A 24,166-nucleotide genomic window follows, 5' to 3' on the forward strand; every position below is an offset into this window, starting at 1 on the left:
CTCAACCACCTTCATTACAAAATTTTGACCGATAATTCACATGAAAGACAGGGGAAATCCCTGCCCACCAGCTAAATAGCAGAGATATGCTTGAATTTTTGTTATTTATTGACTTAGATCATTATTTACAGGGGGTCAGGATTTGCTTTTTCATAACAATATGAGTTTCAGCAAAAAAAAAGCAGCAGTGCTGCTTCGCAAATGAGAGACGACGGGAGGGATTATCTAAGATAATTCCTTATGCATAACTTTAATAATTCGAATAGCAAGTATTTATAAAACGAATAACCGAACAGAAAATAAGGCAAACCCACCTGTATTCGCCCCGACATCAGGTCAAAAATCTTTTTTTCAGTTCACCTGTTGTGAAATGAACTATAAATGCGCTGTCCGCACTGTCTTTTTCTGAAAATCATGCCCGGCCTGCGACAGGCAATGAAAATTCCTGGAGAATACGCTTAGCCTTCCACAATAAAAAGATCTGCTCAACGATAAACACAACGCGTGGAACCAACAGGCGGGATATAACTTTACGCTATCGGCAGAATTCCCGCAGGACTTCAGGGCGGGTCCCGCGCCATCATGTTTTCGACAAACCGCAGGCAGGATGCGTAACAGGCTCAGGACAAAACCCGCAGATGTACGCCAGGGGAGGTTAATGCGGTTTGTCAGCACACTTTTGCCGGTCAAAGGCATTTCAGACTCGGGCAGCGGTAGAAAATAATGTTACACTTCCGCCTTTGCATAACCGACTTCTTTGATAATGTGGCATTACTTTATTAAGTACACCTCCGTAGGCGTGATCAACACCTTGATCCACTGGCTGGTTTTCGCGGTCTGCGTTTACGCCTTTCATATCCACCAGGCGCTGGCCAATTTTCTTGGCTTCAGCCTCGCGGTGAGCTTCTCCTTTTATGCCAACGCCCGGTTTACCTTCCGACAAACCACTACGGCACGGCGCTATTTCCTTTACGTCGGTTTTATGGGGTTGCTGAGTTTCCTGACCGGCTGGGCGGCCGAACGGTGCGGCCTGCCCCCTCTCGTTACGCTGGTCGCTTTCTCAGCAATTAGCCTCATCTGCGGGTTTATCTATTCCAGACTGATTGTGTTTAAGGACGTTCAATGAAAATCTCGCTGGTCGTTCCGGTTTTCAACGAAGAAGAGACCATCGGCATCTTTTACAAAACGGTGCGCGAATATGACGCGCTAAAAGCGTATGACGTCGAAATTGTCTTTATCAACGATGGCAGTACCGATGCAACGGAGTCGATCGTTACTGCGCTGGCGGTTGCCGACCCGCTGGTTGTCGCGTTGTCGTTAACGAGAAATTTCGGTAAGGAACCCGCCCTGTTCGCCGGACTTGATAACGCGACGGGCGATGCGGTGATCCCTATTGATGTCGATCTTCAGGATCCGGTAGAAGTGATACCGCACCTCATCCGTAAGTGGCAGGACGGTGCGGACATTGTGCTGGCAAAACGTTCAGACCGCTCGGTGGACGGTCGACTGAAGCGCAAAACCGCCGCATGGTTTTATGCGCTGCACAATAAAATCAGCACGCCGCACATCGAAGAAAACGTTGGCGATTTCCGGCTGATGAGTCGGGAAGTGGTGGAAAACATCAAGCAGATGCCGGAACGTAACCTGTTTATGAAAGGCATTTTATCCTGGGTAGGCGGCAAAACGGAGGTGGTGCTTTACGCCCGGGCGAATCGCTGTGCCGGAAAAAGCAAATTCAACGGCTGGAAGCTCTGGAACCTCGCGCTGGAGGGAATCACCTCATTCTCGACGTTCCCCCTACGTATCTGGACCTATATTGGCCTCGCCGTTGCGCTTATCTCATTCACCTACGGCGCGGGAATGCTTATTGACACTCTCTTGTGGGGGAATCCGGTTCGCGGCTATGCCTCGCTGATTGTATCGATCCTGTTTTTAGGCGGCGTCCAGTTGATTGGCATTGGCGTACTGGGGGAATACATAGGGCGGATTTACATTGAGACCAAGCAACGTCCTCGTTACTTGCTCAAAAAACGACACACTGTGGAACAGAATTCAGGAAAGGATAGCTGATGGTTAAGTATGTTAATAAAAGCATCATTCTTGTCGCTTTTTTTGCCGTTTTCATCCTTGAATGGTATACCCCAATTCATTCTGATGATTATCGCTACGCCTTAATTGGCCTCTCATTTGATGCCCATCTGCATCACTATTTAACCTGGAGCGGACGCCTGGTCGCTGACTACACCAGCGCGCTTTTGCTGGCCTCGGAATCACGTATTTTTATCTCGATGATGACCGGGCTCGCCGTGGTCGCGTTCTGCTATTTGATTGTCAAAACGCCCGACGGCACGCTGAAGTGGAAGAAATATGACGCGGTAACCTTCACCCTTATTTTTCTGACTTTCTGGGTCGCCAATCCTAATATAGGACAGACCGTATTCTGGGTTGTCGGCAGCGCCAATTATCTGTGGACCAATCTGTTTGTCGCCGCCTGGCTGTGGAACCTGTACCGCATCCAGATGCGGCGGGAAAAAAACACGCGTGTCGTTATGCTACTGCTGGGGGTGCTGGCAGGCTGCTCTAACGAGAGCGTTGCGCCGTTTGTGGTTGGCCTGGCGCTGCTGGCCATCATTTACGATCTCTGGCAGGACAAGCGTCTGTACGGCAACAAAGTCGCCTATTTTTTATCTGCCCTGGCGGGCGCGGCTATTCTGATCTTTTCACCGGGTAATTTTATTCGCGCACAGGGGGCGCATAAAGTCTGGTATGAAAAATCGATTATTGAGCGCCTCGTCATTCACCTGAGCGATCGTTTCTTCAGCCATTTAGCGCTGGTTTGGATCGCCTACGTCGTGCTGGTTTTGCTGGCGGCGATTCTGTATTTCGCCAGACGCAACGGCCCGCGCGTTAAAAGCGGCAATCTCGCCATGGTTGTGTTGATGCTGCTGGTCGGGCTGGGCACCTCTTTTATTATGGTGGCCTCCCCGTCTTATCCGGACCGGGTAATGATGTCGACATTCCTGTTTTTCCTGTTAGCGCTCTCTTTTCTGCTTAAAGAGTTGGTTATTTACACCAGTAAAGGCGTCAGGATTGGCGTTTACGCCATCACGGGACTCATGGCAGGCGTATTCGTCTGGTCGTTCTCGCTGATGTATGCGGCTTATACCCGCGTTTACCAGCAGGATCAGGTACGGGTGAATATCATCCACACACAGTTGAGCCGCCACCAGCGTGACTTTACTGTCCCGGACTTTCATTTCCTCAAAATGCAAAACAGCGGCGGCCATTTCGGTTTCTTCCACGATCCGCAAATCTATGGCCGCTATTTCGGCGCCGGAAGTGTCGAAAAGAAAAAAGTTCATTTCGATTACTCCGTACTGACATCCGGCAAAATGATGTCGTTACCTGAAGGGGTGGTGGCGCACTACAATCGCGATGGCGACGTGATGCTGGTCAGCTCTCGTCCCGTAACCGGCACGCTGCATATCTCGGTGAACGCAAAAGAGAGAGACCTGCCGTTAAGCGGCTTTGCGTCTGCGCAGATCAATGACGAATATTGGTACTATACCGCCATTCCTGCAGGCGACGTCACGACTCTCTCGTTGCACCCCTGAGCTTTCGCCTCCCACATCTGTGGGAGGCAGACCTTATTTCCCCACGGTTTTACTACTTACCCATGCGTAAATTGGGGTAAAATTACCCTGCTTTTCGACGCGATGAATCTGGACGATTTATGCGCTAATAACAATAATGATGCTAAGAAAATCTCGGGAGATAACTATGCCTGAAGCAACGCCTTTTCAGGTGCTGGTTGTAGACGACCACCCCCTTATGCGGCGCGGTATTCGTCAATTACTGGAACTGGACCCCGCATTTGACGTGGTTGCCGAAGCGGGCGATGGCGCAACGGCGATTGATCTGGCGAACCGTCTCGACCTGGATTTGATCCTGCTCGATCTGAATATGAAAGGTCTGAGCGGTCTGGATACCCTTAACGCCCTGCGTCGGGACGGCGTAACGGCGCAAATTATTATTCTCACCGTGTCGGATTCCGCCAGCGATGTGTATGCGCTGATCGATGCAGGCGCAGACGGCTATCTGCTGAAGGACAGCGATCCGGAAGTCTTACTGGAAGCCATTCGCAAGGGCGCTAACGGCGGTCAGGTCTTCAGTGAACGGGTAAGCGAATACCTGCGCGAACGGGAACTGTTCGGCGAGCAGGACGATCCCTTTAGCGTACTGACCGAGCGGGAACTGGACGTTCTGCACGAACTGGCGCAGGGGCTGTCGAATAAACAGATCGCCTCGGCGCTGAACATTTCCGAACAAACGGTAAAAGTGCATATCCGCAATCTGCTGCGTAAGCTCAACGTGCGTTCGCGCGTTGCGGCCACCATCCTTTTCCTGCAAACGCGCGGGATGCAATAAAGTCACACAGCTATCTGCTACCGGATAACAACGCAACGCGTCTTATCCGGACCACCGCTCACAGGCATTCAGGCCCGATAAGCGTAACGCCATCGGGCAGCCGTAAGGTTACTCCTTCGGCGGCGAAAGCTGCTGTAACGCCTGCGCAATACTGCGTTCGATAACCGCGCGGCGGGTATCGTTGGCGGGCAACAGTTTCAGCATCATTTCCCAGGCCGCCACCGCTTCGCCAAAGCGCTGCTGCTCGAAGGCGTTAAAGGCATACATGCTCAGTACCCGAACATTGGCATGATCGCTGCGCACCAGCTGTCGAAGCAGTTCCCCGCCGCGCAGATTATCGTCAGGATCGGAAGAACGAGTCAGCGCCTCGGCGTAGCCAAGCGCGGCATCGCTGTTCTTCGGATCCAGCCGATACGCGTTGGCATAGGCCTCGGTCGCGGTGCTGGCGTTGCCTAACACCATGCCAATCCGCCCCAGCATGATCCAGCCTTCCACATTTGCCCCATCATCCTGCAGGCGGGTTCTCAGGCCCAGCGCCAGGCGGGTCATCTCCTCTTCATTCAGAGGCTGGGCGTTCGGATCCAGCGCACGTTCCAGCAGTGCCGGCGTTTGCGCCGTCGCCTGCTGCCAGATTTGTACCTGACGAAAGTTTCCGGTCTGATAATAGCTAACGCCGCCAACCGCCAGGGCAATCACTATGCCCGGCAGATACGCGCCAAACCCGGCGCGCTTACCCGCCTGTGCAGGCTGCTCGTCAGGAAAAGCGTCCTGTTTCACCCTTACCCGGCGACGCGAGCGCGCGTAAATTATCCAGCTTCCGGCGCCGATCGCCGCGACAGGAAGCACCCACAGCAGGATGGTCAACGGCGTCAGCGGCGGATCGTAAGTCACAAAATTGCCGTAGCGCGCCACCATGTAGTCGACGATCTCTTTCTGGCTTTTTCCTTCCTGCATCAGCTCATATACCTTCTGGCGCAGATCGGTCGCGATCATCGAGTTGGAATCGGCAATGCTGTTATTCTGGCATTTTGGACAGCGAAGCTGCTCGGTGAGCTGGCGAAACTGTTGTTCCTGCGCCTCGTCCTTAAACTGCATGACATCAATAGTGGCCAGCGCGTTCGCTGAAAGCAGCAGCATCAACGCGCCTAATAGAGTCCTCATTGCGCGGCCTCCTTGCTGTACTTCTCCCACAGCGGCTTGATCTCACTTTCCCATACCCGGGCGTTCAAATCACCGGCGTGGCGATAGCGAATAATGCCGTTACCGTCGATGAGGAAGGTTTCCGGCGCGCCATACACGCCCAGATCCAGTCCCAACATCCCGTCGCCGTCAAACAGGCTCAGGGCATAAGGATTTCCTAATTCTTTCAGCCAGGCGATCGCTTTCTGCCGGTCGTCTTTATAGTTCATGCCCACCACGCGAATACCCTGCGCTGACAGCTGATTCAGATACTGATGCTCGGCGCGACAAGTCGGACACCATGTTGCCCAGACGTTAAGCAGCACCGGTTTGCCCTGGGTCAGGACATCCGCTTCATAGTGCTTGCCGGGGTTCTCCAGCGACTCAAGGCGGAAGGTGGGCACCTGTTTACCCACCAGCGCCGACTCAAGGTTGGTTGGCGTATCCCCTTCGGCGTTACGCGCCAGCTGCCACAGCAACGCCGCCGCAATCAGCAGAAAAATTATCAATGGGATCAAAAGTACGTTGCGCTTCATACTGCCTCCGGCGCCGTGTTTTGCGGTTGCTTGCGCTTGCGGTAGCGCGGATCGAACAGGCAGAACAGCCCGCCCAGCGCCATCAGCAGCCCGCCCGCCCAAATCCAGCGGATAAACGGTTTGTAATACAGGCGTACCGCCCATGCGCCGTTTTCCAGCTCTTCACCCAGCGCTGCGTAAAGATCGCGGGTGATCCCGCCGTCAATTGCCGCTTCCGTCATCATCGAACGGGTGCTGTTGTAAAAACGTTTTTCCGCATGCAGCGTCGCTTCCGCCTTCCCGTTCCGCGTAACGCCGATAATCGCTACGCCGCCCCGGTAGTTTGGTCCGGTGATCTCTTTCACTTCACGGAAGGTAAAGCGATATTCATGAATATCAACGCTATCGCCCGCCTTCATGCGTACATCGCGCTCAACGCTGTAGTTCTGGCTAAACGCGATACCCACGATAGTCACCGCCAGGCCAACGTGCCCTAATACCATCCCCCAGTAGCCCGGCGTCATTTTCGTGCCGCGGGTAACGCGCTGCGCCACCTCGGCGATCGCCAGCACGAACACCCAGCAGGCCATCACCAGCCCGACCACCGTCATCGCGACGATGTTGTCCTCAAACAGCCACGGCAGCAGGAAAGAGAGCGCCAACGTACTGACAAGGGCGACGACCAACAGGCGTTGCAGCTTACGCGGGCGATCCCGCCCCCAGCGCACCAGTGGTCCAATGCCCAGCAGCAGCGCAAACGGCGCCATCAGCCAGGTAAACATGGTATTAAAGAACGGCTCGCCGATGGAAATACTGCCCAGCCCCAGCTGCTTGTGCACCAGCGGCAGCAGCGTCCCTAACAGCACCACTAACATCGCGGCAATCAGCAGCACGTTGTTACCGAGCAGCAGCGACTCACGCGACCAGAGCGCATTGTTCACCCGTGAACGAACCTTGTGCCCCCGGGTAGCAAACAGCAGCAGCGATCCGCCAATCACCAGCACCATAAAGGCGAGGATAAACATACCGCGTGACGGATCGGAGGCAAAGGCGTGTACCGATACCAGCACCCCGGAGCGCACAAGGAAGGTGCCGAGCAAACAGAGCGAAAAGGCGCTGATGGAAAGCAGCAGCGTCCACGCTTTAAAGCTGGCGCGCTGTTCAGTCACCGCCAGCGAGTGCATCAGCGCCGTTCCCACCAGCCACGGCATAAACGACGCATTTTCTACCGGGTCCCAGAACCACCAGCCGCCCCAGCCAAGTTCGTAGTAAGCCCAGGCCGAACCGAGCACAATGCCGAGCGTCAGGAACACCCACGCCGCGAGCGTCCACGGGCGCGAGAAGCGGGCGAAAGTGCTGTCCAGACGGCCACTCAACAACGCGGCAATGGCAAAAGCAAAGGCCACCGAGAAGCCGACGTAGCCCATATACAACAGCGGCGGATGGAAAATAAGCCCCGGATCCTGCAGCAGCGGGTTCAGGTCGCGCCCTTCAATGGGGAAATCGGGCAGCGTGCGGGCAAACGGGTTGGAGGTGAAGAGTATAAACAACAGGAAGCCAACGCTGACCATCCCCATTACCGCCAGTACGCGGGCGACGATATCCAGCGGCATGCGTTGCGAAAACAGCGCCACGGCGAAGGTCCAGCCGCTCATCAGCAGCACCCACAGCAGCAGAGAGCCTTCGTGGGCGCCCCAGGTTGCGGCAACCCGGTACCACACCGGCAGTTGGGTATTCGAGTTGCTGGCAACGTAAATCACGGTGAAATCATTGACCACGAAAGCGTTGACCAGCACCAAAAATGCGCCTATTACCAGAATAAACAGCAGCCAGGCAAAGGGTCTCGCCGAGGCCATCATCCGCGCGTCGCCACGCGCCACGCCCCATAACGGATATATGGAAAGCAGGAGCGCGACACCCAGCGCCAGGCAGAGCAGCGCATTGCCGATTTCAGGCATCATGACGACGCATCCTTATACACGCTTTCCGGGCGGCGATGGTTTTCCTGCATCGCTTTCTCCACTTCCGGCGGCGTGTAGTTTTCGTCATGTTTCGCCAGCACCTCTTTCGCCTGGATATGGTTTTTCTCGCCGAGTTCCCCCTGCACCACGACGCCCTGCCCTTCACGGAACAGATCCGGCAGTATGCCTTCGTAGCTCACATCCACCACGCCTTCAGCGTCATAAATACTGAAATTAACCTTCAGGGTGTCCGGATCGCGCTTCACGCTGCCGGGCATCACCATGCCGCCGACGCGCAGGCGCTGACCAACTTCCGGCATCTCCTGGGTTTCTCGCTTGCCATAAAGGATCTCGCCGGGGGTATAAAACAGATCGATATTGGAACGCAGCGCATACAGCACCAGCGTAATGGTCAGCGCCAGCCCTGCCAGCACACCGCAGGCTATCCATAAGCGGTTTCGACGTCGAATATTCACGCGGCCTCCTGCTGAGTCTGGGCGGCGCGCATCCGCGCTTCGCGCGCCCGCTGTTGGGCAACCTCGCGCAAAATGGCTCGCTGCCGGGTAGCGGTATGCGCAACCAATACTGCCAGCGGAATCACGCTCATCGCCACGGCCAGCCAGACATAAAAGGCGTAGCCGCCCATGGCGAAAAATTCACTCCAGGATGCAAATGCAGTGGTCATTGGCGGCCCCTTTTTAAAATCAGTTCGCTCACCCACGGGCGGCGTTTTTCCATCATCAGAATCAGGTTACGCATGCGCATCAGCGTCAGCGTGATAAATAGCAGCAGATAGCCGACAATTGCCAGGCGCAGCGGCGTACGCATCGCCGGGTCAATGCTTTGCTGCATCCGGGTCGAGCCTTGGTGTAAGGTATTCCACCACTCCACGGAGTAATGGATGATGGGCAGGTTAACGACGCCGATCAGCACCAGGATCCCCGCCGCGCGCCCGGCCATCTTGCGATCGTCAAAAGCGTGCCAGAGCGCAATGGCGCCAACATAGAGAAACAGCAGCACCAGTTCAGAGGTCAGCCGCGCGTCCCACACCCACCAGGTGCCCCACATGGGTTTGCCCCACGCGGAGCCAGTCACCAAGGCGATAAAGGTGAACACCGCGCCAATCGGCGCCATCGCGGCCAGCGCCAGGTTTGCCATTTTCAACTGCCAGACCAGACCGATAAACGCCGCTACCGCCATGGCGGCGTATATCCCCATCGACCAGATCGCCGCCGGAACGTGCAGATAAATAATGCGGTAGCTCTGCCCCTGTTGATAATCCGCAGGGGCAAAGCCGAATCCCCAAATCCAGCCGGTCGCCAGGACGATGACGCTGGCGACGGCCAGCCACGGGACGAACCAGCCGCAGATCTGATACAGCCGTGGGGGCATAGCCAGTTGATGAAGTGTTTTCCACATATAAGTCACCAGACCTCTCTAAACCAATGAAATTCCGTGGCGCCGGGGGCGGCTTCGCCTTCTCCGGCCTACAGCCTGTACCGGTCTACTGCACGCTGATACGTAACGCCGCCGCTGTCGCAAACGGACTCAACGTCGCGCTTCCCGCCAGTAGCGCGCCTAAAATCGCCATGTAACCGTCGACCGGTAAATGCATTGACGCCGCGTCCATAGCGGCGGTCGCAAAAATCAGCAGGGGAATGGTCAAGGGCAGCACCAGCACGCTCAGCAACACGCCGCCGCGCTTCAGTCCGACCGTGAGCCCCACCCCCGGCGCACCGAGAAAGCTCAGCGTCGGCGTTCCCAGCAAGAGCGTCAGCGCCATAATTTTCCAGCCGTAAATGTCCATGCCCAGCAGCAGCGCCACTAACGGAGAAAGGATCAACAGCGGTAAGCCCGTCACCACCCAGTGGGCCAGCACTTTCGCCAACACCACCACTGGCAGGGGGATCGGCAGCAACATCAGTTGTTCAAGGCTGCCGTCCTGCAGATCGTCGCGAAACAGTCGCTCCAGCGCCAGCAGTGAGGCCAGCAGTGCGGCGACCCAGATAATGCCAGGGGCAATACGCGCCAGCAGCTGTGGCTCGGGGCCGATGCTCAGGGGAAACAGCGTAATAACGATCAGGAAGAACCACAGCGGATTGGCGATTTCCGCGCTATGGCGAAACGCGACGCGCAGCTCTTGCCGGAAAATACGCCACATCATAACGCTTCCCTCACGGCGTTAAGCGCGATGCGACGAATGCGATCTGCGGCGACGTTCAGCGGCTGGTGAGTGGTGAGGAGAACCATCCCCCCCTGGTCGGTATGTTGCGCCATACGCTGCGTCAGGCGTTCAACGCCGTTCACATCGATCGCGGTAAAAGGTTCGTCGAGGATCCACAGCCGGGCGTGGGTCAACCACAAGCGCGCTAACGCCACCCGGCGCTGCTGACCGGCAGAAAGTTGATTAACGGGAAGATCTTCGTATCCGGCAAGACCAGCCTGCGCCAATGCCGCCAGGCACTGCGCGGTGTCGCCATCCTGATGGAAAAAGCGCAGGTTCTCCAACGCCGTCAGCCGGGTTTTTATGCCCGGCTGATGTCCAATCCACAACAAATTTTGATGGTAGCTGTCCCGCACACGATGCAGCGGTTGCCCTTGCCAGCACACCTCCCCGGCGTCGGGGCGAGCAAGCCCCGTCAGCAACCGCAGCAGGGTTGTTTTCCCCGCGCCGTTGCGCCCGGTGATTTGTATCCACTCACCCGCGTTGACCCGGAATGACAAATCGCTGAATAAGATCCGCTCATCCCGTTCGCAGAGCAACTTTCTGGCTTCAAGCATACTACCCACTCATTACCATCCCGTCAGAAGCCCGGCTTAACGTCGCGCATATCGGGAAGCTTGTGGGCAATCCCTTTATGGCAGTCAATACAGGTTTGGCCGTCTTTCACCGCCTGGTCGTGCATTTTCGCCGCGACGCCTTTTTGGGCAGTTAAGTCCATGAATTCGAAGTTGTGACAATTGCGACACTCCTGCGAATTATTGTCTTTCATTCTTCGCCATTCGTTTTGCGCCATAGTGAGACGATGATCTTCGAATTTCTGCGGCGTATCGATCAGGCCGAGCGCTTTGGCATACAGCTCTTTGCTGGCCTTGATCTTGCGGATCATCTTCGGTCCCCATTCGTGCGGCACATGGCAGTCCGGACAGGTTGCGCGCACACCGCTGCGGTTGTTGTAGTGCACGGTTTCCATGTATTCCTGGTACACTGTGTTACGCATTTCGTGGCAGCTGATGCAGAACGCTTCGGTGTTGGCTTTTTCCATCCCGGTGTTGAATCCACCCCAGAAAATAATGCCGCCAACGAACCCGATTAACAGCAGCGTGCCCAGCGCCAGGCGACTGGGGCGACGCCACCATTGCCAGAGGCGCTTAATCCGGCCAGGTTTACGGTTAGCATTTTCCATAACGACCTCTTATTTTCCGTAACCTTTGGATGGCGTAAAGCTGTTGCCAACAATCGGCGCGGCATCGGCCTGCGGGACGTGACACTGCAAGCAGAAATAACGACGCGGCGCCACTTCCGCCAGCACTTTACCGTCGCTGTCCATAAAGTGCGTCGGGCTGATGCGCGGCGCGCCAGTGGTGCGATAGCTTTCTACGCCGTGGCATTGCAGACAGCGGTTAGTGTTAGTGGTCACCTGATAACCCTCGACGCTATGGGGAATCATCGGCGGCTGGTTGACATAATTCAGCGGCATACGCTCCTGCTCTTTCGGCATGCGAATCGCCCCTTCCTGCGTACCGGACACTTCCGGCGACTGGCTAAAATCCACTCCGTTTGCCGCCCAGACCGCGCCGCTGACTACCAGGGCAAGCAGGGCCGTCCATTGACACAGCGCTTTCTTCAGGTCATGGCTTTTCATGATTTCGCTCCCGAACTCCATCGTGTAGTTATTGTAAATACATCCTCAGAACAGACATCCACGCAGCGACCGCAGGTCATGCAATCGCGACTGGTGACCTGCACCGGGCTTTGCTCATCCAGCACCGGGGCACGTAGCACATGCGGTTCCGGGCAAACATGAAAACAGTCCATACAGCGGTTACATTTCTGTCGGTCAGTCGCCGCAACGGTTAATGCGCCTTTGCTACCCAGCACGCCATACAGCGCGCCTAAAGGACAGAGATGTCCGCACCAGCCGTGTTCAACGACCAGTAAATCAAACAAAAACAGAGCGATAATCAGCAGTGCGCCGCTACCAAAGCCCATCACCAGGCTACGCCCCATCAGGGAGACGGGGTTGATCCATTCCCACAGCAGCGTTCCGGTCAGGGCCGATCCGACCAGGACCACAACCAGCAGCACGTACCGTATATGACGCGGCAGCGTTGCGGACTGATTCAGGTCAAATCTTCTGCGCAGCCAGGCCGCAAAATCGGTCACGGGATTCAGCGGACAGACCCAACTGCAAAACAATCGCTTTCCTGCCAGGGCGTACAGCAGAGCAATAATCACCGCCCCGGTCAGCGCCAGCGCTGCGGGCAGATGACCGCTCGCCAGGCTTTGCAGGGTCATCAGCGGATCGGTCAGCGGGATGGTGTCCAGCAACAGGCTACCGGAGTAGTTGCCATGCAGGATCCACACCCCAAACCACGGTCCGCTAAGAAACATGCCCAGCACCGCAAACTGGCTGAGGCGGCGAAGCACCAGCCAACGGTGACTGCGCCACCAGCCTTTTTTCGCCAGCGCTTCGCGCCCGGCGTCACGTTTACGATTTGCCATCGTTCCCCTCCAGCCAACCGAAGCGGTAATGGTGGCCTAACTCCCCTTTCGCCAACGACAGCGGCAGCACCTTGATGGCGGGCTGTTCCAGGACGCAGACTTTTTCGCACTTACCGCAGCCGGTACAGGCGTCGCTGTGAACGGTGGGAAGAAATCGCGCATGCTTGCCGGTACGCATATTGCGATCCAGCTCCAGCGTGATGGCCTCGTCGATTTTCGGGCACTCGCGATAACAGACGTCGCAACGCAGTCCCTGAAAGTTCAGGCAGTTTTCCTGATCCAACAGCACCGCCAGCCCCATGCGCGAGTCATCAATGGATTCGATGTCTTTATCCAGCGCTCCACTGGGGCAGACCCTGGCGCACGGAATGTCTTCGCACATTTCGCAGGGAATATCGCGGGCAACAAAATAGGGTGTTCCCGCCGACAAACCCGACGCCAGCGTCGCCAGCTTTAAGGTGTCGTACGGACACGCCTGTACGCACTGCCCGCAGCGCACGCAGGCGCTGGCGAACGCGTTTTCGCTCAGCGCGCCAGGCGGGCGCAGCCGCACGCCTGTGGCTCGCGCGGTCTGCTGTTGCAGCCCCAGCGCCACGCCTACAGCTGCCAGCCCGCCCGCTGTGCGAACCACGTCGCGCAGAAAGCGGCGGCGGCCATTTTGCGGTTTCGCTGACCGGGACATGATGGCTTACACCTTCGCCAGTTTCACGGCGCACTTCTTGAAATCCGTCTCTTTAGAGAGCGGATCCGTCGCATCCAGCGTCAGGTTGTTCACCAGCTGCGCGGCGTCGAAGAACGGCATGTACACCAGCCCCTGCGGCGGACGGTTACGTCCACGGGTTTCGACAATCGAGACAACCTCGCCACGACGGGAGATCACCTTCACTTTGTCGCCACGACGCAGATCGCGGGCTTTCGCATCCAACGGATGGATAAACAGCACCGCTTCCGGGAACGCGCGGTGCAATTCCGGCACGCGGCGGGTCATACTGCCGGTATGCCAGTGCTCCAGTACGCGGCCGGTTGAGAGCCACAGGTCATACTCTTTGTCAGGCGATTCGGCGGCTGGCTCAAACGGCAGCGCGAAGATCACCGCTTTGCCGTCTGGCTTGCCATAGAATTTGTAGCCCTCGCCCGCCTTCACGTACGGGTCATGGCCTTCGCTGTAGCGCCACTGCGTCTCTTTGCCGTCCACTACCGGCCAGCGCAGCCCCCGCGCCTTGTGATAATCGTCGAACGGGGCAAGATCGTGACCGTGACCGCGTCCAAACCACGCGTATTCTTCGAACAGCCCTTTTTGCAGATAGAAGCCCAGCTCGCGGGACTCATCGTTAAGCTGATCCTCTTTCAGCTCCGCCACCGGGAACTTCGTGACCGCCGGGGTGGCAAACAGCACGTCGTACAGCGTTTTACCGCGCAGTTCCGGTTTCTTCGCCAGCAGTTCTTCCGGCCACACCTCCTCGGTTTTGAAACGGCGCGAGAACTGCACCAGTTGCCACAGGTCGGATTTAGCCTCACCCGGCGCTTTAATTTGCTGACGCCAGAACTGGGTGCGACGCTCGGCGTTGCCGTAAGCCCCCTCTTTTTCCACCCACATCGCAGTAGGCAGGATCAGGTCGGCGGCCAGCGCACTGACGGTCGGATACGGATCGGAGACAATGATAAAGTTGCGCGGATCGCGCCAGCCAGGCATACGCTCTTCATTGATGTTCGGACCGGCCTGCATATTGTTGGTACACATTGTCCAGTAGACGTTAAGCTTACCGTCTTTCAACGCCCGGTCCTGAGCGACAGCGTGAAGCCCCACCTTCGCCGGAATCGTCCCCGCCGGGATATTCCAGTGCTTCTCACAGATATCGCGGTGTTTTTCGTTGGTCACCACCATATCCGCCGGTAGACGGTGAGAGAACGTCCCCACTTCACGCGCGGTACCACAGGCGGAAGGCTGACCGGTCAGCGAGAACGGTCCGCAACCCGGCTGGGCGATTTTGCCGGTCAACAGGTGAATGTTGTACACCAGGTTGTTGGCCCACACGCCGCGGGTATGCTGGTTGAAGCCCATCGTCCAGTAGGAGATCACTTTTTTATTCGGATCGGCGTACAGCTGCGCCAGTTTTTCCAGCTGATCTTTGGGCACGCCGGTCATTTCGGCGGTCTTGTCCAGCGTGTATTCCGCAACAAAGGCTTTGTAATCTTCAAAGCTCATCGGTTCGGAGGCGTCGGAGCCGGGGTTCTTCGCCGCTTTCTCCAGCGGATGGGTCGGACGCAGGCCGTAACCAATATCGGTCACCCCTTTGCGCACGTTGACGTGTTTACTGAAGAAGTCCTGGTTAATCGCGTTGTTCTGAATGATGTAGTTCGCGATGTAGTTGAGGATCACCAGGTCAGTCTGCGGGGTGAAGATCATGCCGTTGTCCGCCAGCTCAAAGCTACGATGCTGGAAGGTGGACAGTACGGCGACGGTCACGTTCGGATCGGACAGACGACGGTTGGTGATGCGTGACCAGAGGATCGGGTGCATCTCCGCCATGTTGGCGCCCCACAGCACGAAAGCGTCGGTGTGCTCAATGTCGTCGTAGCAGCCCATCGGTTCGTCCATCCCGAAGGTACGCATAAAACCAACCACCGCCGACGCCATACAATGGCGGGCGTTTGGATCGATGTTGTTTGAACGAAAACCGGCTTTAAACAGTTTCGCCGCGGCGTAGCCTTCCCAGATGGTCCACTGACCGGAACCAAACATACCGATAGATTCCGGGCCTTTCTCTTTCAGTGAGGTTTTGAATTTCTCTTCCATCACATCGAAAGCCTGATCCCAGCTGATCGGCGTAAATTCGCCGTCTTTGCTGTATTTTCCGTCTTTCATGCGCAGCAACGGCTGCGTTAAACGATCATCGCCGTACATGATTTTGGGCAGAAAGTAGCCCTTGATGCAGTTCAGACCACGGTTAACCGGCGCGTCCGGGTCGCCCTGACAGGCGACGATACGCCCCTGCTGGGTTCCCACCAGAACGCCACAACCCGTACCGCAAAAACGGCAGGGCGCTTTATCCCATTTAATGGCTTCCTGCTGACCCACAACTGCGCGGGCGACGCCCGGCACGCTTAGCCCGGCAGCCGCCGCAGCGGCCGCAACGGCGTTAGCTTTCATAAAGCTACGACGACTGAGTTTCATGGTGTTTCCTCACCTTGCTCTTCCTGCTGGTGATAAACCAGCGACACCGCCAGCACGCCCGCAACGTTGCGTACCGACTCAATTGTTTGCATCAGCGTTTCACTGTGTTCTGCTTCGACGACCACAATCAGCTGACCGCTTTCGGTGTCACTGACCGCCACTTCGCAACCCGAAAAGGCGTTCACCCGCGCGCTGATATCCTGTAAATGTTCGCCTTTGGCCTGAACAATCAGGCTGCAGACCTGCCAGTTAGTGTGCATGGTTGTACTCCGCGGTAATGGCTGACACCGGACAGCTGGCGGCACACGCGCCGCATCCGTTACAGGCCAGATTGTCGAGCTGCGGTTGATATATGCCGGACAGCGTCGGGCGAAAGGTAATCGCCTGAGGCTCGCAGCTATCCTGACAGCGGCGGCATTCTACCGACTGGTACGCCAGACAGCCTTGCCCGAGAGTGAAAATCAGATCCCATGCCCTGGTGTGGCGCGGAAGAAAGAGAGATTCGGGGCAGGCCTGCGCGCACGCATAGCAGAAGCTGCATTCGTTTTGTTTGAAATTAACGCTCGGATAGCCGCCCGCGCCGCGTTGCAGGACGTCGTTTTCACACGCCTGGACACAGGCATCGCAGCGGGTGCAATGAGACAGAAAATGAGATTCTTCCCTGCTCCACGGCGGACGGATCCCGCTATTGGCGCTGCGCCAACTGCCTGTCAGTATGCCTCGACGGGATAGATCAACCATGGCATCGCCCTTCCATAAACGACGCTCCCCCAGGCGGGGTGAACGACAATAAAAACCGCATTACAACTACGTCATTATTATGTTGGCTAAGATATTAAAGGATGTGTCAGAGGTGCATACCCCAATCGGGGTAAAACAGGTGGTCGGATCAAAAGAGTGTTAAAGAAGCTTGTCAGAATGTGCTTCTGCGCACAAATCAAAGGGTTATATAATACTTTATACAGCAACAATTCATGTGAGCGATTTATCTTATACACATTAAATTATTCAGAATAAATCACCATTCTAAAACCCAACAAAGAGTTAATACACTTTAAAAATACGTAAAGCTGAAGTTATTGATTAAAGGAATGTGTTAGCCTGACCTTAAAACCGTTCATAAGACATAAAAAGGAACTCCTGTGAACTCAAAAATGAAGACAATGGTCCCTGCCGTTATGTTCGCTGCCTTCGCCAGTACCGCCACCTGGGCGGCCTCAACGGAGAGCAGTCCACAGCCACTGGAAAAAATCGCGCCGTATCCACAGGCGGAAAAAGACATGAAGCGCCAGGTGATTCAGCTACCCCATCAGGAAGACGAATCTACCCTGAAAGTAGAACTGCTGATTGGCCAGACGCTGGAAGTCGACTGCAATCAGCACCGCCTGGGCGGCGAACTGGACAGCAAGACGCTGGAAGGCTGGGGCTATGACTATTATGTGTTTGATAAACTCACCTCGCCGGTTTCCACTATGATGGCCTGCCCGGACGGTAAGAAAGAGAAAAAATTTGTTACCGCTTATCTGGGCGACGACGGGATGCTGCGCTATAACAGCAAACTGCCGATCGTGGTGTATACCCCAGCGAACGTCGACGTGAAGTACCGTATCTGGAAAGCGGAAGAGAAAATTCAGGATGCGGTAGCGCGTTAAGGCACGGTTTATCGGCTGGCGGCACCGCCTCATCCGGCCTACGGATTTTCGTTGCAGGCCGGATGAGCGCAGCGCTAACCGCGACTCGGGATTAAAGCGCGATATCCGCCACTTCTTTACGCGCGGGCTGCGGTTGCGCCTGCGGTTTTAGCTGGGGTTTCGGCGCGACGTCCGCGGCCTGCGGCGTATCGTATTTCAGACCAAGCACTTCGCTGGTGTACTGCAACTCCTGCTCCGTTGCCGCCACATTTCCGTTCAGTTTCGTGCCATAAGACGGAATAATCGTCTTCAGCTTCGCCTGCCATTCCGGAGTCGCCACCTTGTCTTTGAATACCGTTTCCATCAGGTGCAGCATGATCGGTGCTGCGGTGGAGGCGCCCGGCGATGCGCCTAACAGCGCCGCAACGGTTCCTTCTTTATCGCTCACCACTTCGGTGCCCAGACGCAGTACGCCACCTTTGTCTTCATCACGCTTGATGATCTGCACGCGCTGGCCCGCCTGCCACAGACGCCAGTCTTCTTTTTTCGCCTGCGGATAATACGCTTTTAGTGCCTCAAAACGATCGTCGTCGCTCAGCATCACCTGGCTAATCAGGTATTTCACCAGATCGAAGTTATCCATTCCAACGTTCACCATCGGCATAAAGTTCGAGGTGGTAGTGGAGCTTAGCAGATCCCACAGCGAGCCGTTTTTCAGGAATTTTGTCGAGAAAGTGGCGAACGGCCCGAACAGCACCACGCGCTTACCGTCCAGCACGCGGGTATCGATATGCGGGACAGACATCGGCGGTGCGCCAACGGAAGCCTGACCGTATACTTTCGCCAGGTGGCGATTCACCACGTCCGGATTCTCCGCAACCAGGAACTGGCCGCCCACCGGGAAACCAGCATAGTCTTTAGCTTCAGGAATACCGGTTTCCTGCAGCAGCTTCAGCGCCGCGCCGCCTGCGCCAATAAAGACAAACTTCGCTTTAATCTGATGTTCCGCTTCACCCTTTTTCAGATCCGCGACGGTAACCGTCCAGGTGTTGTCGCTGTTGCGTTTAAAGCCGCGCACTTCTGTATTCAGCTCCAGCGCAAAGTTAGGCCTTTTCTTCAGCGAGGCCACCAGCTGTCGCGTGATTTCACCATAGTTGACGTCCGTACCAATTTCGGTACGCGTGGCGGCCACTTTCTGGTTCGGGTCACGCCCTTCCATCACCAGCGGCGCCCACTCTTTAATCTGCGCATGATCTTCGGAATAGCGCATTCCACGGAACAGCGTGCTCTGCTGTAGCGCGGCGTAGCGGGCACGCAGGAAGTTGACGTTCTCATCTCCCCAGACAAAGCTCATGTGCGGGACGGTGGTGATAAAGGAGCGCGGATCGTGCAGAACGTTGTTCTTCACCTGATGCGCCCAGAACTGACGGGAAATCTGGAAGGCTTCATTAATTTCGACTGCCTTTTCGGTACTGATGCTGCCGTCGGCTTTCTTAGGCGTATAGTTCAACTCCATCAGCGCCGAGTGCCCGGTGCCGGCGTTATTCCAGCCGTTCGAGCTTTCCTGCGCCACGCCGTCAAGGCGTTCCACCATGGTCATCGACCAGTCAGGTTCCAGTTCTTGCAGATAGGTTCCTAATGTGGCGCTCATGATGCCGCCGCCAATCAGCAGCACGTCCGTTTCCTGCTCTTCCGTCGCTTTCGCTTTTGCCGCCATAGAGACAGCATTCAGCCCCACGGCCATTGAGAAGAGCATGGCAGTCACTTTTTTCATATTGTAATGCCTTACTTTTAGTATCGTTTTTTTGCTTTTTGCAGGTGAAAATTGAGCGGCATCAACGTTAACATTTCAACAATAAGATTTAAATATTGTTTATAAATTATATTAAGATTTTAAAGATGTTATTAATACGTTGATTTTTTATAAGGATATTCACAAGATTTTCTGGAAACTCGCACGCCAGGCAGGTACTATGCGACGCTTTGTTTCCATCGCACGGACGCCAGTCGGTCTGCTGTTATCAGGCCATTTCCGACCTGAGAGTATTTATGTCTGTAACCCCTTCTTCTGCCGTCGCGGCAGACAACACCGTCAGCGGTGTCATGCGCTCGCCACGCCTGCTGGCGCGCGAAACGCTGGCGGGCGTGATCACCGCGCTGGCGCTGATCCCCGAAGTGATTTCCTTTTCCGTTATCGCTGGCGTTGATCCGAAAGTCAGCCTGATCGCCTCGGTGGTGCTATGCCTGGCGATGTCGGTACTCGGCGGTCGTCCGGCGATGGTAACCGCCGCCGCAGGCTCCGTGGCGCTGGTAATTGGTCCGATGGTGCATCAGCACGGCGTAGGATACATCCTGCCTGCGGTCATTCTGGCCGGGATGATTCAAATCCTGTTCGGCGTGACCGGTATGGCGCGTCTGATGCGCTTTATCCCCTCTGCGGTGATGACCGGCTTTGTCAACGCCCTCGGTATTTTAATTTTCTTCGCACAGGTTCCCCATTTCTGGAGTAAAAGCCCGTTAATCTGGGGATTGTTTGCCCTGACGCTGTTGATCGTGCTGTGGGCGCCGCGGTTTATCAAAAGCGTTCCCGCGCCGCTGATCGCCATTGTGTTATTGACGGTGTTTACGGTGACCACCGGTCAGATCCTGCCGACGGTGGGCGATGAAGGCTCAATGAGCGGCGGACTCCCCGGACTGACGCAACTGCGGGTGCCGCTGAATCTGGATACGCTGACCATTATCTGGCCGTGCGCGCTGAGCATCGCGTTTGTCGGTCTGATGGAGTCACTGCTGACCGCGAAGCTGGTCGACGACCTGACGGTCACGCCGTCAAACAAAAATCGCGAAAGCGCCGGTCTGGGCATCGCCAATATCTGCGCCGGTTTTTACGGCGGGATCGCAGGCTGCGCGATGATCGGCCAGACCATCGTCAACGTTGAGATGGGGAAAGGACGCAGCCGCGTATCGACTTTCGCCGCGGGTGTGGTGTTGCTTCTGCTGGTTACGGCTCTGAGCGAGGTGATGGCAAAAATCCCCATGTCGGTGCTGGCGGGGATCATGGTGATTGTGGCGGTAAAAACCTTTAGCTGGCACAGCATTCAGCCCAGCACGCTGTCAACTCTGCCCGTCACAGAAACGCTGGTGATGCTGGTCACCGTGGGTGCAACGGTTTCTACCGACAACCTGGCGATTGGCGTGGTTGCCGGTGTGCTGGCGATGGGCCTGCTTCCGCGCGTCATCAGAAGTAAAAAACGCGCTACAGAAGAAACAGCGTCGCCAGCCCAAGAAAAATAAAGAAACCGCCGGTATCGGTAATCGCGGTAATCATGACGCTCGAGCCGACCGCCGGGTCGCGCCCGAGCCTGACCATCGTCATAGGGATGATGACCCCCATCAGCGCCGCCACCAGCAGGTTGAGCACCATCGCCAGGGTCATCACGCCGCCGAGCGCCATGTCGTCATACAACCACCAGGTGATGCCGCCCATAATCCCGCCCCAGACGAGACCATTCACCAGCGCGACGCCCATTTCACGCAGGATCAAAAAGCTCAGGTTACCGGGCTGAATGTTCTGCAACGCCAGCGCGCGGACGATCATGGTGATGGTCTGATTGCCGGTATTACCGCCTATCCCGGCAACGATAGGCATCAGCGAGGCCAGCGCCACCAGCTGCGAGATGGTATGTTCAAACCCATCGATGACCCGCGAGGCGATGAACGCCGTACAGAGGTTGACAGCCAACCACGCCCAGCGCGTTTTTACCGCTTTCGGCACTGGGGCAAAGACATCTTCCTCGGCGCTCAGCCCCCCCATCCGCCGGAGATCGCTGTCGGTTTCTTCGTACACCACGTCGACGATCTCATCAATGGTTAAGCGCCCCATCAGCTTGCCGGCGGGATCCACCACCGCCGCGCTGACCAGGTTGTCACGTTCAAACGTGCGCGCCGCGTTTTCCGCGATATCTTCCGGCTCAAAGGTCAGGGGATCGTTATCCATGACCTCGCTGACCTGGCGCTGTACGTCGTTGAGTAAAATGCAGGTCAGGGACAACTCCCCAACCAGCGTTTTATCGCGACGGGTGACGAACAGTTTGTCGGTGTTCTCAGGCATCTTGCCCAGCCGACGCAAATAACGCTGCACCGCCTGCAGAGTCACGTCGGGACGCACGGTAATAACCTCGAACTCCATGATCGCGCCGACGCGGTTCTTTTCGTAATGCATCACCTGGCGCACGCGGGCGCGCTCGTCCGCCGGTAATGACGCCAGCAGTCGTCCGGTCAGGTTTCTCGGCAGGTGCTGCACCAGATAGATCTGTTCGTCAATGTCCAGATATTGCAGGGCATCGAGCAGTTCCCTGTCGGTCATTTCGTCGATCAGGTCATCCCAGACGCTTTCCGACGCTTCGAGCAGCACGTAACCGCGCTTTGCCTTATCAACCAGGTGCCACAGCGCGTGGCGTTCCTCTGATGGCAGCGCTTCAAGGGTATCCGCCAAATCCGGCGGCGGCAGATGGGCGACCAGAGCGCCTACCTCAGCAATATCGTCGGCAAGCGTACCGACATCATATTGCTCAGCCAGGGTGAGTTTGCCCAGTAAGGTGGAAACGACCGCTTTGTCGGTCGTGAGAAGCCAGATCAGGCGCGCACGTTCTTCATCGCGCAGCCTTGCGCTGTTTTTGGTTTTTACAGACATTAATCATAAATCCATGATATGAGTTGCCATTAAGCATGGTGCGAGATGATGTAAATAACAATAAACGGCATTAGCGGACGGATAAAAAAACGGCAGACGACAATCCGCTCACCCGATGTGCGCAGGGCCATCGGGCGAACGGTTGTCAGCTTCAGGCGGTACGCGCCACCGCATCACGCGACGCAGCGTCGCGCTCAGCGCCCACCAGCTCGCTCAGTTGACCGTTACGCATTTCCAGCAGGCGGTCGGCGTGTACAAAGTAGTGATCGTCGTGGCTAATGGCGAAAATGGTTTTCCCCATCTCCTGCATCAGCGGCAGCAGCACCTGATAAAATTCGCGGCGAAAGTGCGGGTCCTGGTCAGCCGCCCATTCATCAAGCAGAATGATGTCCCGCTCTTCCGCCAGCGCCAGCAGCAGCGCCACGCGCTTTTTTTGCCCTTTTGACAGTTTAAGATTCAGGATCCGCCCGTCGCGCAGTTCCAGCTTGTGCGCCATTTTCAGGTGCGCGAGCCACTTCTCAACCAGCGCCGGATCTGCCGGTTTGCCTTCCGGACCAAGCAGTTGATCAAACAACCAGACGTCGGTAAATACCGCCGAAAACAGCTTACGGTAATCTTCCGGTTTCTCTGCGGATAGTGGCTTGCCGTCGAGCAGAATTTCGCCGGACTGCGGCTGGTACAGCCCCGTCAGCAACATCGCCAGCGTCGACTTGCCGCTACCGTTACCGCCGATCAAAAACAGCAGTTCGCCGCGATGAAGGGTAAGGTTCACTGGCCCCACGGCAAAGGCGTTGTCCTGATAGTGAAAGGTGACGTCGCGCAGTTCGAGGGTTTTCCAGTCCGCGAACGCCTGCGGGCGGGGAAATTCCGCTCTGAACGGCGCCAGCGCGAATGTGTTCAGCTTGTTAAAGGCCACCTGAGCCGTCAGCAGCGTCGGCAATGCCCCTACCGCCGACAGCAGCGGCGTACGCAGGAACAGCAGCGTCAGCGAATACGTGGCCGCGACGTTGGTATCCGCCCAGCCAAGACTATTCGCCATCCAGAACACCAGGCCAATGGCGCCGAGCATCATAATATTCGACCAGTTCACTGCACTCAGATGGAACGTATCGGCGCGAATAATATGGTGGCGATACTCCCGCGCGTCCGGCACGTACAGATGATTAAAGATCTGTTCGGCCCGCTCGCGGTTAAGGGTCAGCTCCTTGCGCCCTTCCAGCACCGTCTGATAGTCGTTGTACAGCTTATCTTCCGTCTCACGCAGCGTCGCCATATGTCGGTAGACCCGCGCAACAAGCACGAATCCGCCCCAGATGGTGATCGCCATCCAGATTGCGGTCACCAGCAACATTTTGGTCGACAGCGTTGCCAGATATGCCGCGGACCCCACGGTGAGGATAATTCCCTGTACCAGCTCCGGCAGACGCACAAAAGCGATAGTAATGTTACGGATATCGCTGGTCAGTCCGGCCAGCAACGACGCGCTACCGAGCTGTTCGATGCGCTCGACGTGGGTATCCAGAATACGCTTGATGAACTCACTGCGCAGACGATAGACAAAGTGATGGCCGAGGGTGGTTAACGCCAGCTGCGAACCCAGCGTTACCGCCATCAGCAACAGTAATAAACCGAGGAATTCCGGTAACACCAGGAGCGACGTATCCGCCGTTTCGATCAGCCGCTGATTAATAAAGGCAATCAGCCCGATACCTAACGCGGCGCTGGCGAGGCTGAGCGCCATCACGCCGATAAATGGCCAGCGATACTGCCGCCAGACAAGAAGAAGGAGTTCCATTGAGACTACCCGGACAAGGAATAACTGCCCGCAGTTTAAACATCTCAACGCGATCGGCAATAA

Annotated in this window: 24 protein-coding genes; 6 read left to right on the top strand and 18 right to left on the bottom strand. The window is 56.3% G+C overall.

Annotated elements, in window-relative coordinates:
• The first annotated feature begins 763 nt into the window (after window positions 1-763).
• From OGY07_RS09660 to narP, 4 genes are all read left to right on the top strand, one after another.
• Window positions 764-1,126 (top strand): GtrA family protein, encoded by a 363-nt coding sequence (locus OGY07_RS09660; protein WP_060570149.1) that lies wholly within the window; start codon window positions 764-766, stop codon window positions 1,124-1,126.
• Window positions 1,123-2,070 (top strand): glycosyltransferase family 2 protein, encoded by a 948-nt coding sequence (locus OGY07_RS09665; protein WP_042290502.1) that lies wholly within the window; start codon window positions 1,123-1,125, stop codon window positions 2,068-2,070. Before OGY07_RS09660 ends, OGY07_RS09665 begins: the two co-directional genes overlap by 4 nt.
• Window positions 2,070-3,614, top strand: coding sequence for a DUF6056 family protein (locus tag OGY07_RS09670; RefSeq protein WP_286600213.1), 1,545 nt, complete (start codon window positions 2,070-2,072; stop codon window positions 3,612-3,614). Before OGY07_RS09665 ends, OGY07_RS09670 begins: the two co-directional genes overlap by 1 nt.
• 166 nt (window positions 3,615-3,780) lie before the next feature.
• Entirely contained in the window at window positions 3,781-4,428 is a 648-nt protein-coding gene (gene narP / locus OGY07_RS09675; RefSeq protein ID WP_042290506.1) for a nitrate/nitrite response regulator protein NarP, read from the top strand.
• A gap of 108 nt (window positions 4,429-4,536) precedes the next feature.
• On the opposite strand, the gene OGY07_RS09680 is transcribed toward narP, so the two are convergent.
• The 15 genes from OGY07_RS09680 to napF form a co-directional block, all read right to left on the bottom strand.
• Window positions 4,537-5,589 (bottom strand): cytochrome c-type biogenesis protein CcmH, encoded by a 1,053-nt coding sequence (locus OGY07_RS09680; protein ID WP_286600215.1) that lies wholly within the window; start codon window positions 5,587-5,589, stop codon window positions 4,537-4,539.
• Window positions 5,586-6,143, bottom strand: a complete 558-nt coding sequence (dsbE, locus tag OGY07_RS09685) for a thiol:disulfide interchange protein DsbE (protein WP_286600218.1) — start codon at window positions 6,141-6,143, stop codon at window positions 5,586-5,588. Before dsbE ends, OGY07_RS09680 begins: the two co-directional genes overlap by 4 nt.
• On the bottom strand, window positions 6,140-8,083 hold the full coding sequence (locus tag OGY07_RS09690) for a heme lyase CcmF/NrfE family subunit (RefSeq protein ID WP_211935502.1): 1,944 nt from the start codon (window positions 8,081-8,083) through the stop codon (window positions 6,140-6,142). The genes dsbE and OGY07_RS09690 overlap by 4 nt, the downstream gene beginning before the upstream one ends.
• Window positions 8,080-8,559: a cytochrome c maturation protein CcmE gene (gene ccmE / locus OGY07_RS09695; protein WP_042290518.1), complete on the bottom strand. Its 480-nt coding sequence runs from the start codon at window positions 8,557-8,559 to the stop codon at window positions 8,080-8,082. Before ccmE ends, OGY07_RS09690 begins: the two co-directional genes overlap by 4 nt.
• Window positions 8,556-8,768: a heme exporter protein CcmD gene (gene ccmD / locus OGY07_RS09700; RefSeq protein ID WP_042290520.1), complete on the bottom strand. Its 213-nt coding sequence runs from the start codon at window positions 8,766-8,768 to the stop codon at window positions 8,556-8,558. The genes ccmE and ccmD overlap by 4 nt, the downstream gene beginning before the upstream one ends.
• On the bottom strand, window positions 8,765-9,502 hold the full coding sequence (locus OGY07_RS09705; protein ID WP_042290523.1) for a heme ABC transporter permease: 738 nt from the start codon (window positions 9,500-9,502) through the stop codon (window positions 8,765-8,767). The genes ccmD and OGY07_RS09705 overlap by 4 nt, the downstream gene beginning before the upstream one ends.
• 85 nt (window positions 9,503-9,587) lie before the next feature.
• Window positions 9,588-10,247 (bottom strand): heme exporter protein CcmB, encoded by a 660-nt coding sequence (gene ccmB / locus OGY07_RS09710; RefSeq protein ID WP_042290527.1) that lies wholly within the window; start codon window positions 10,245-10,247, stop codon window positions 9,588-9,590.
• Window positions 10,244-10,864 carry a cytochrome c biogenesis heme-transporting ATPase CcmA gene (gene ccmA / locus OGY07_RS09715; protein WP_181822862.1) on the bottom strand — a complete coding sequence of 207 codons (621 nt, stop codon included), beginning with the start codon at window positions 10,862-10,864 and terminating at the stop codon, window positions 10,244-10,246. Before ccmA ends, ccmB begins: the two co-directional genes overlap by 4 nt.
• A 23-nt stretch (window positions 10,865-10,887) precedes the next feature.
• Window positions 10,888-11,490, bottom strand: coding sequence for a cytochrome c-type protein NapC (gene napC / locus OGY07_RS09720; protein ID WP_042290532.1), 603 nt, complete (start codon window positions 11,488-11,490; stop codon window positions 10,888-10,890).
• A 9-nt stretch (window positions 11,491-11,499) separates the two neighbouring features.
• Entirely contained in the window at window positions 11,500-11,949 is a 450-nt protein-coding gene (gene napB / locus OGY07_RS09725) for a nitrate reductase cytochrome c-type subunit (protein ID WP_042290535.1), read from the bottom strand.
• On the bottom strand, window positions 11,946-12,809 hold the full coding sequence (gene napH / locus OGY07_RS09730; protein ID WP_181822861.1) for a quinol dehydrogenase ferredoxin subunit NapH: 864 nt from the start codon (window positions 12,807-12,809) through the stop codon (window positions 11,946-11,948). Before napH ends, napB begins: the two co-directional genes overlap by 4 nt.
• A complete protein-coding gene (gene napG / locus OGY07_RS09735) occupies window positions 12,796-13,491 on the bottom strand; it encodes a ferredoxin-type protein NapG (protein WP_060570143.1) in 696 nt (231 codons plus the stop codon). Before napG ends, napH begins: the two co-directional genes overlap by 14 nt.
• Window positions 13,492-13,497: 6 nt before the next feature.
• A complete protein-coding gene (napA, locus tag OGY07_RS09740; RefSeq protein WP_042290541.1) occupies window positions 13,498-15,984 on the bottom strand; it encodes a nitrate reductase catalytic subunit NapA in 2,487 nt (828 codons plus the stop codon).
• The gene (napD, locus tag OGY07_RS09745; protein ID WP_042290545.1) at window positions 15,981-16,244 is read right to left on the bottom strand and encodes a chaperone NapD; all 264 of its coding nucleotides are present in this window, start codon (window positions 16,242-16,244) and stop codon (window positions 15,981-15,983) included. The genes napA and napD overlap by 4 nt, the downstream gene beginning before the upstream one ends.
• The gene (napF, locus tag OGY07_RS09750) at window positions 16,234-16,725 is read right to left on the bottom strand and encodes a ferredoxin-type protein NapF (RefSeq protein WP_042290548.1); all 492 of its coding nucleotides are present in this window, start codon (window positions 16,723-16,725) and stop codon (window positions 16,234-16,236) included. The genes napD and napF overlap by 11 nt, the downstream gene beginning before the upstream one ends.
• 413 nt (window positions 16,726-17,138) lie before the next feature.
• On the opposite strand from napF, the gene eco reads away from it, so the two are divergent.
• Window positions 17,139-17,636 (top strand): serine protease inhibitor ecotin, encoded by a 498-nt coding sequence (gene eco / locus OGY07_RS09755; protein WP_286600226.1) that lies wholly within the window; start codon window positions 17,139-17,141, stop codon window positions 17,634-17,636.
• Between the two features lie 91 nt (window positions 17,637-17,727).
• Here the strand turns inward: eco and mqo are convergent, their stop codons facing one another.
• The gene (gene mqo / locus OGY07_RS09760) at window positions 17,728-19,389 is read right to left on the bottom strand and encodes a malate dehydrogenase (quinone) (protein ID WP_286600229.1); all 1,662 of its coding nucleotides are present in this window, start codon (window positions 19,387-19,389) and stop codon (window positions 17,728-17,730) included.
• A 275-nt stretch (window positions 19,390-19,664) separates the two neighbouring features.
• Between mqo and OGY07_RS09765 the strand changes: the two genes are divergently transcribed.
• A complete protein-coding gene (locus OGY07_RS09765) occupies window positions 19,665-20,909 on the top strand; it encodes a SulP family inorganic anion transporter (protein ID WP_286600231.1) in 1,245 nt (414 codons plus the stop codon).
• Here OGY07_RS09765 and mgtE read toward each other — a convergent pair.
• On the bottom strand, window positions 20,872-22,308 hold the full coding sequence (gene mgtE / locus OGY07_RS09770) for a magnesium transporter (protein WP_042290555.1): 1,437 nt from the start codon (window positions 22,306-22,308) through the stop codon (window positions 20,872-20,874). The genes OGY07_RS09765 and mgtE overlap by 38 nt on opposite strands.
• Window positions 22,309-22,459: 151 nt before the next feature.
• Complete coding sequence (locus OGY07_RS09775) at window positions 22,460-24,103, bottom strand: multidrug ABC transporter permease/ATP-binding protein (protein WP_181822856.1); 1,644 nt, start codon at window positions 24,101-24,103, stop codon at window positions 22,460-22,462.
• Window positions 24,104-24,166: the final 63 nt, after the last annotated feature.

Source organism: Citrobacter sp. Cs237 (genome assembly GCF_030332325.1).
In the GTDB taxonomy this organism is placed as follows: domain Bacteria; phylum Pseudomonadota; class Gammaproteobacteria; order Enterobacterales; family Enterobacteriaceae; genus Citrobacter_A; species Citrobacter_A sedlakii.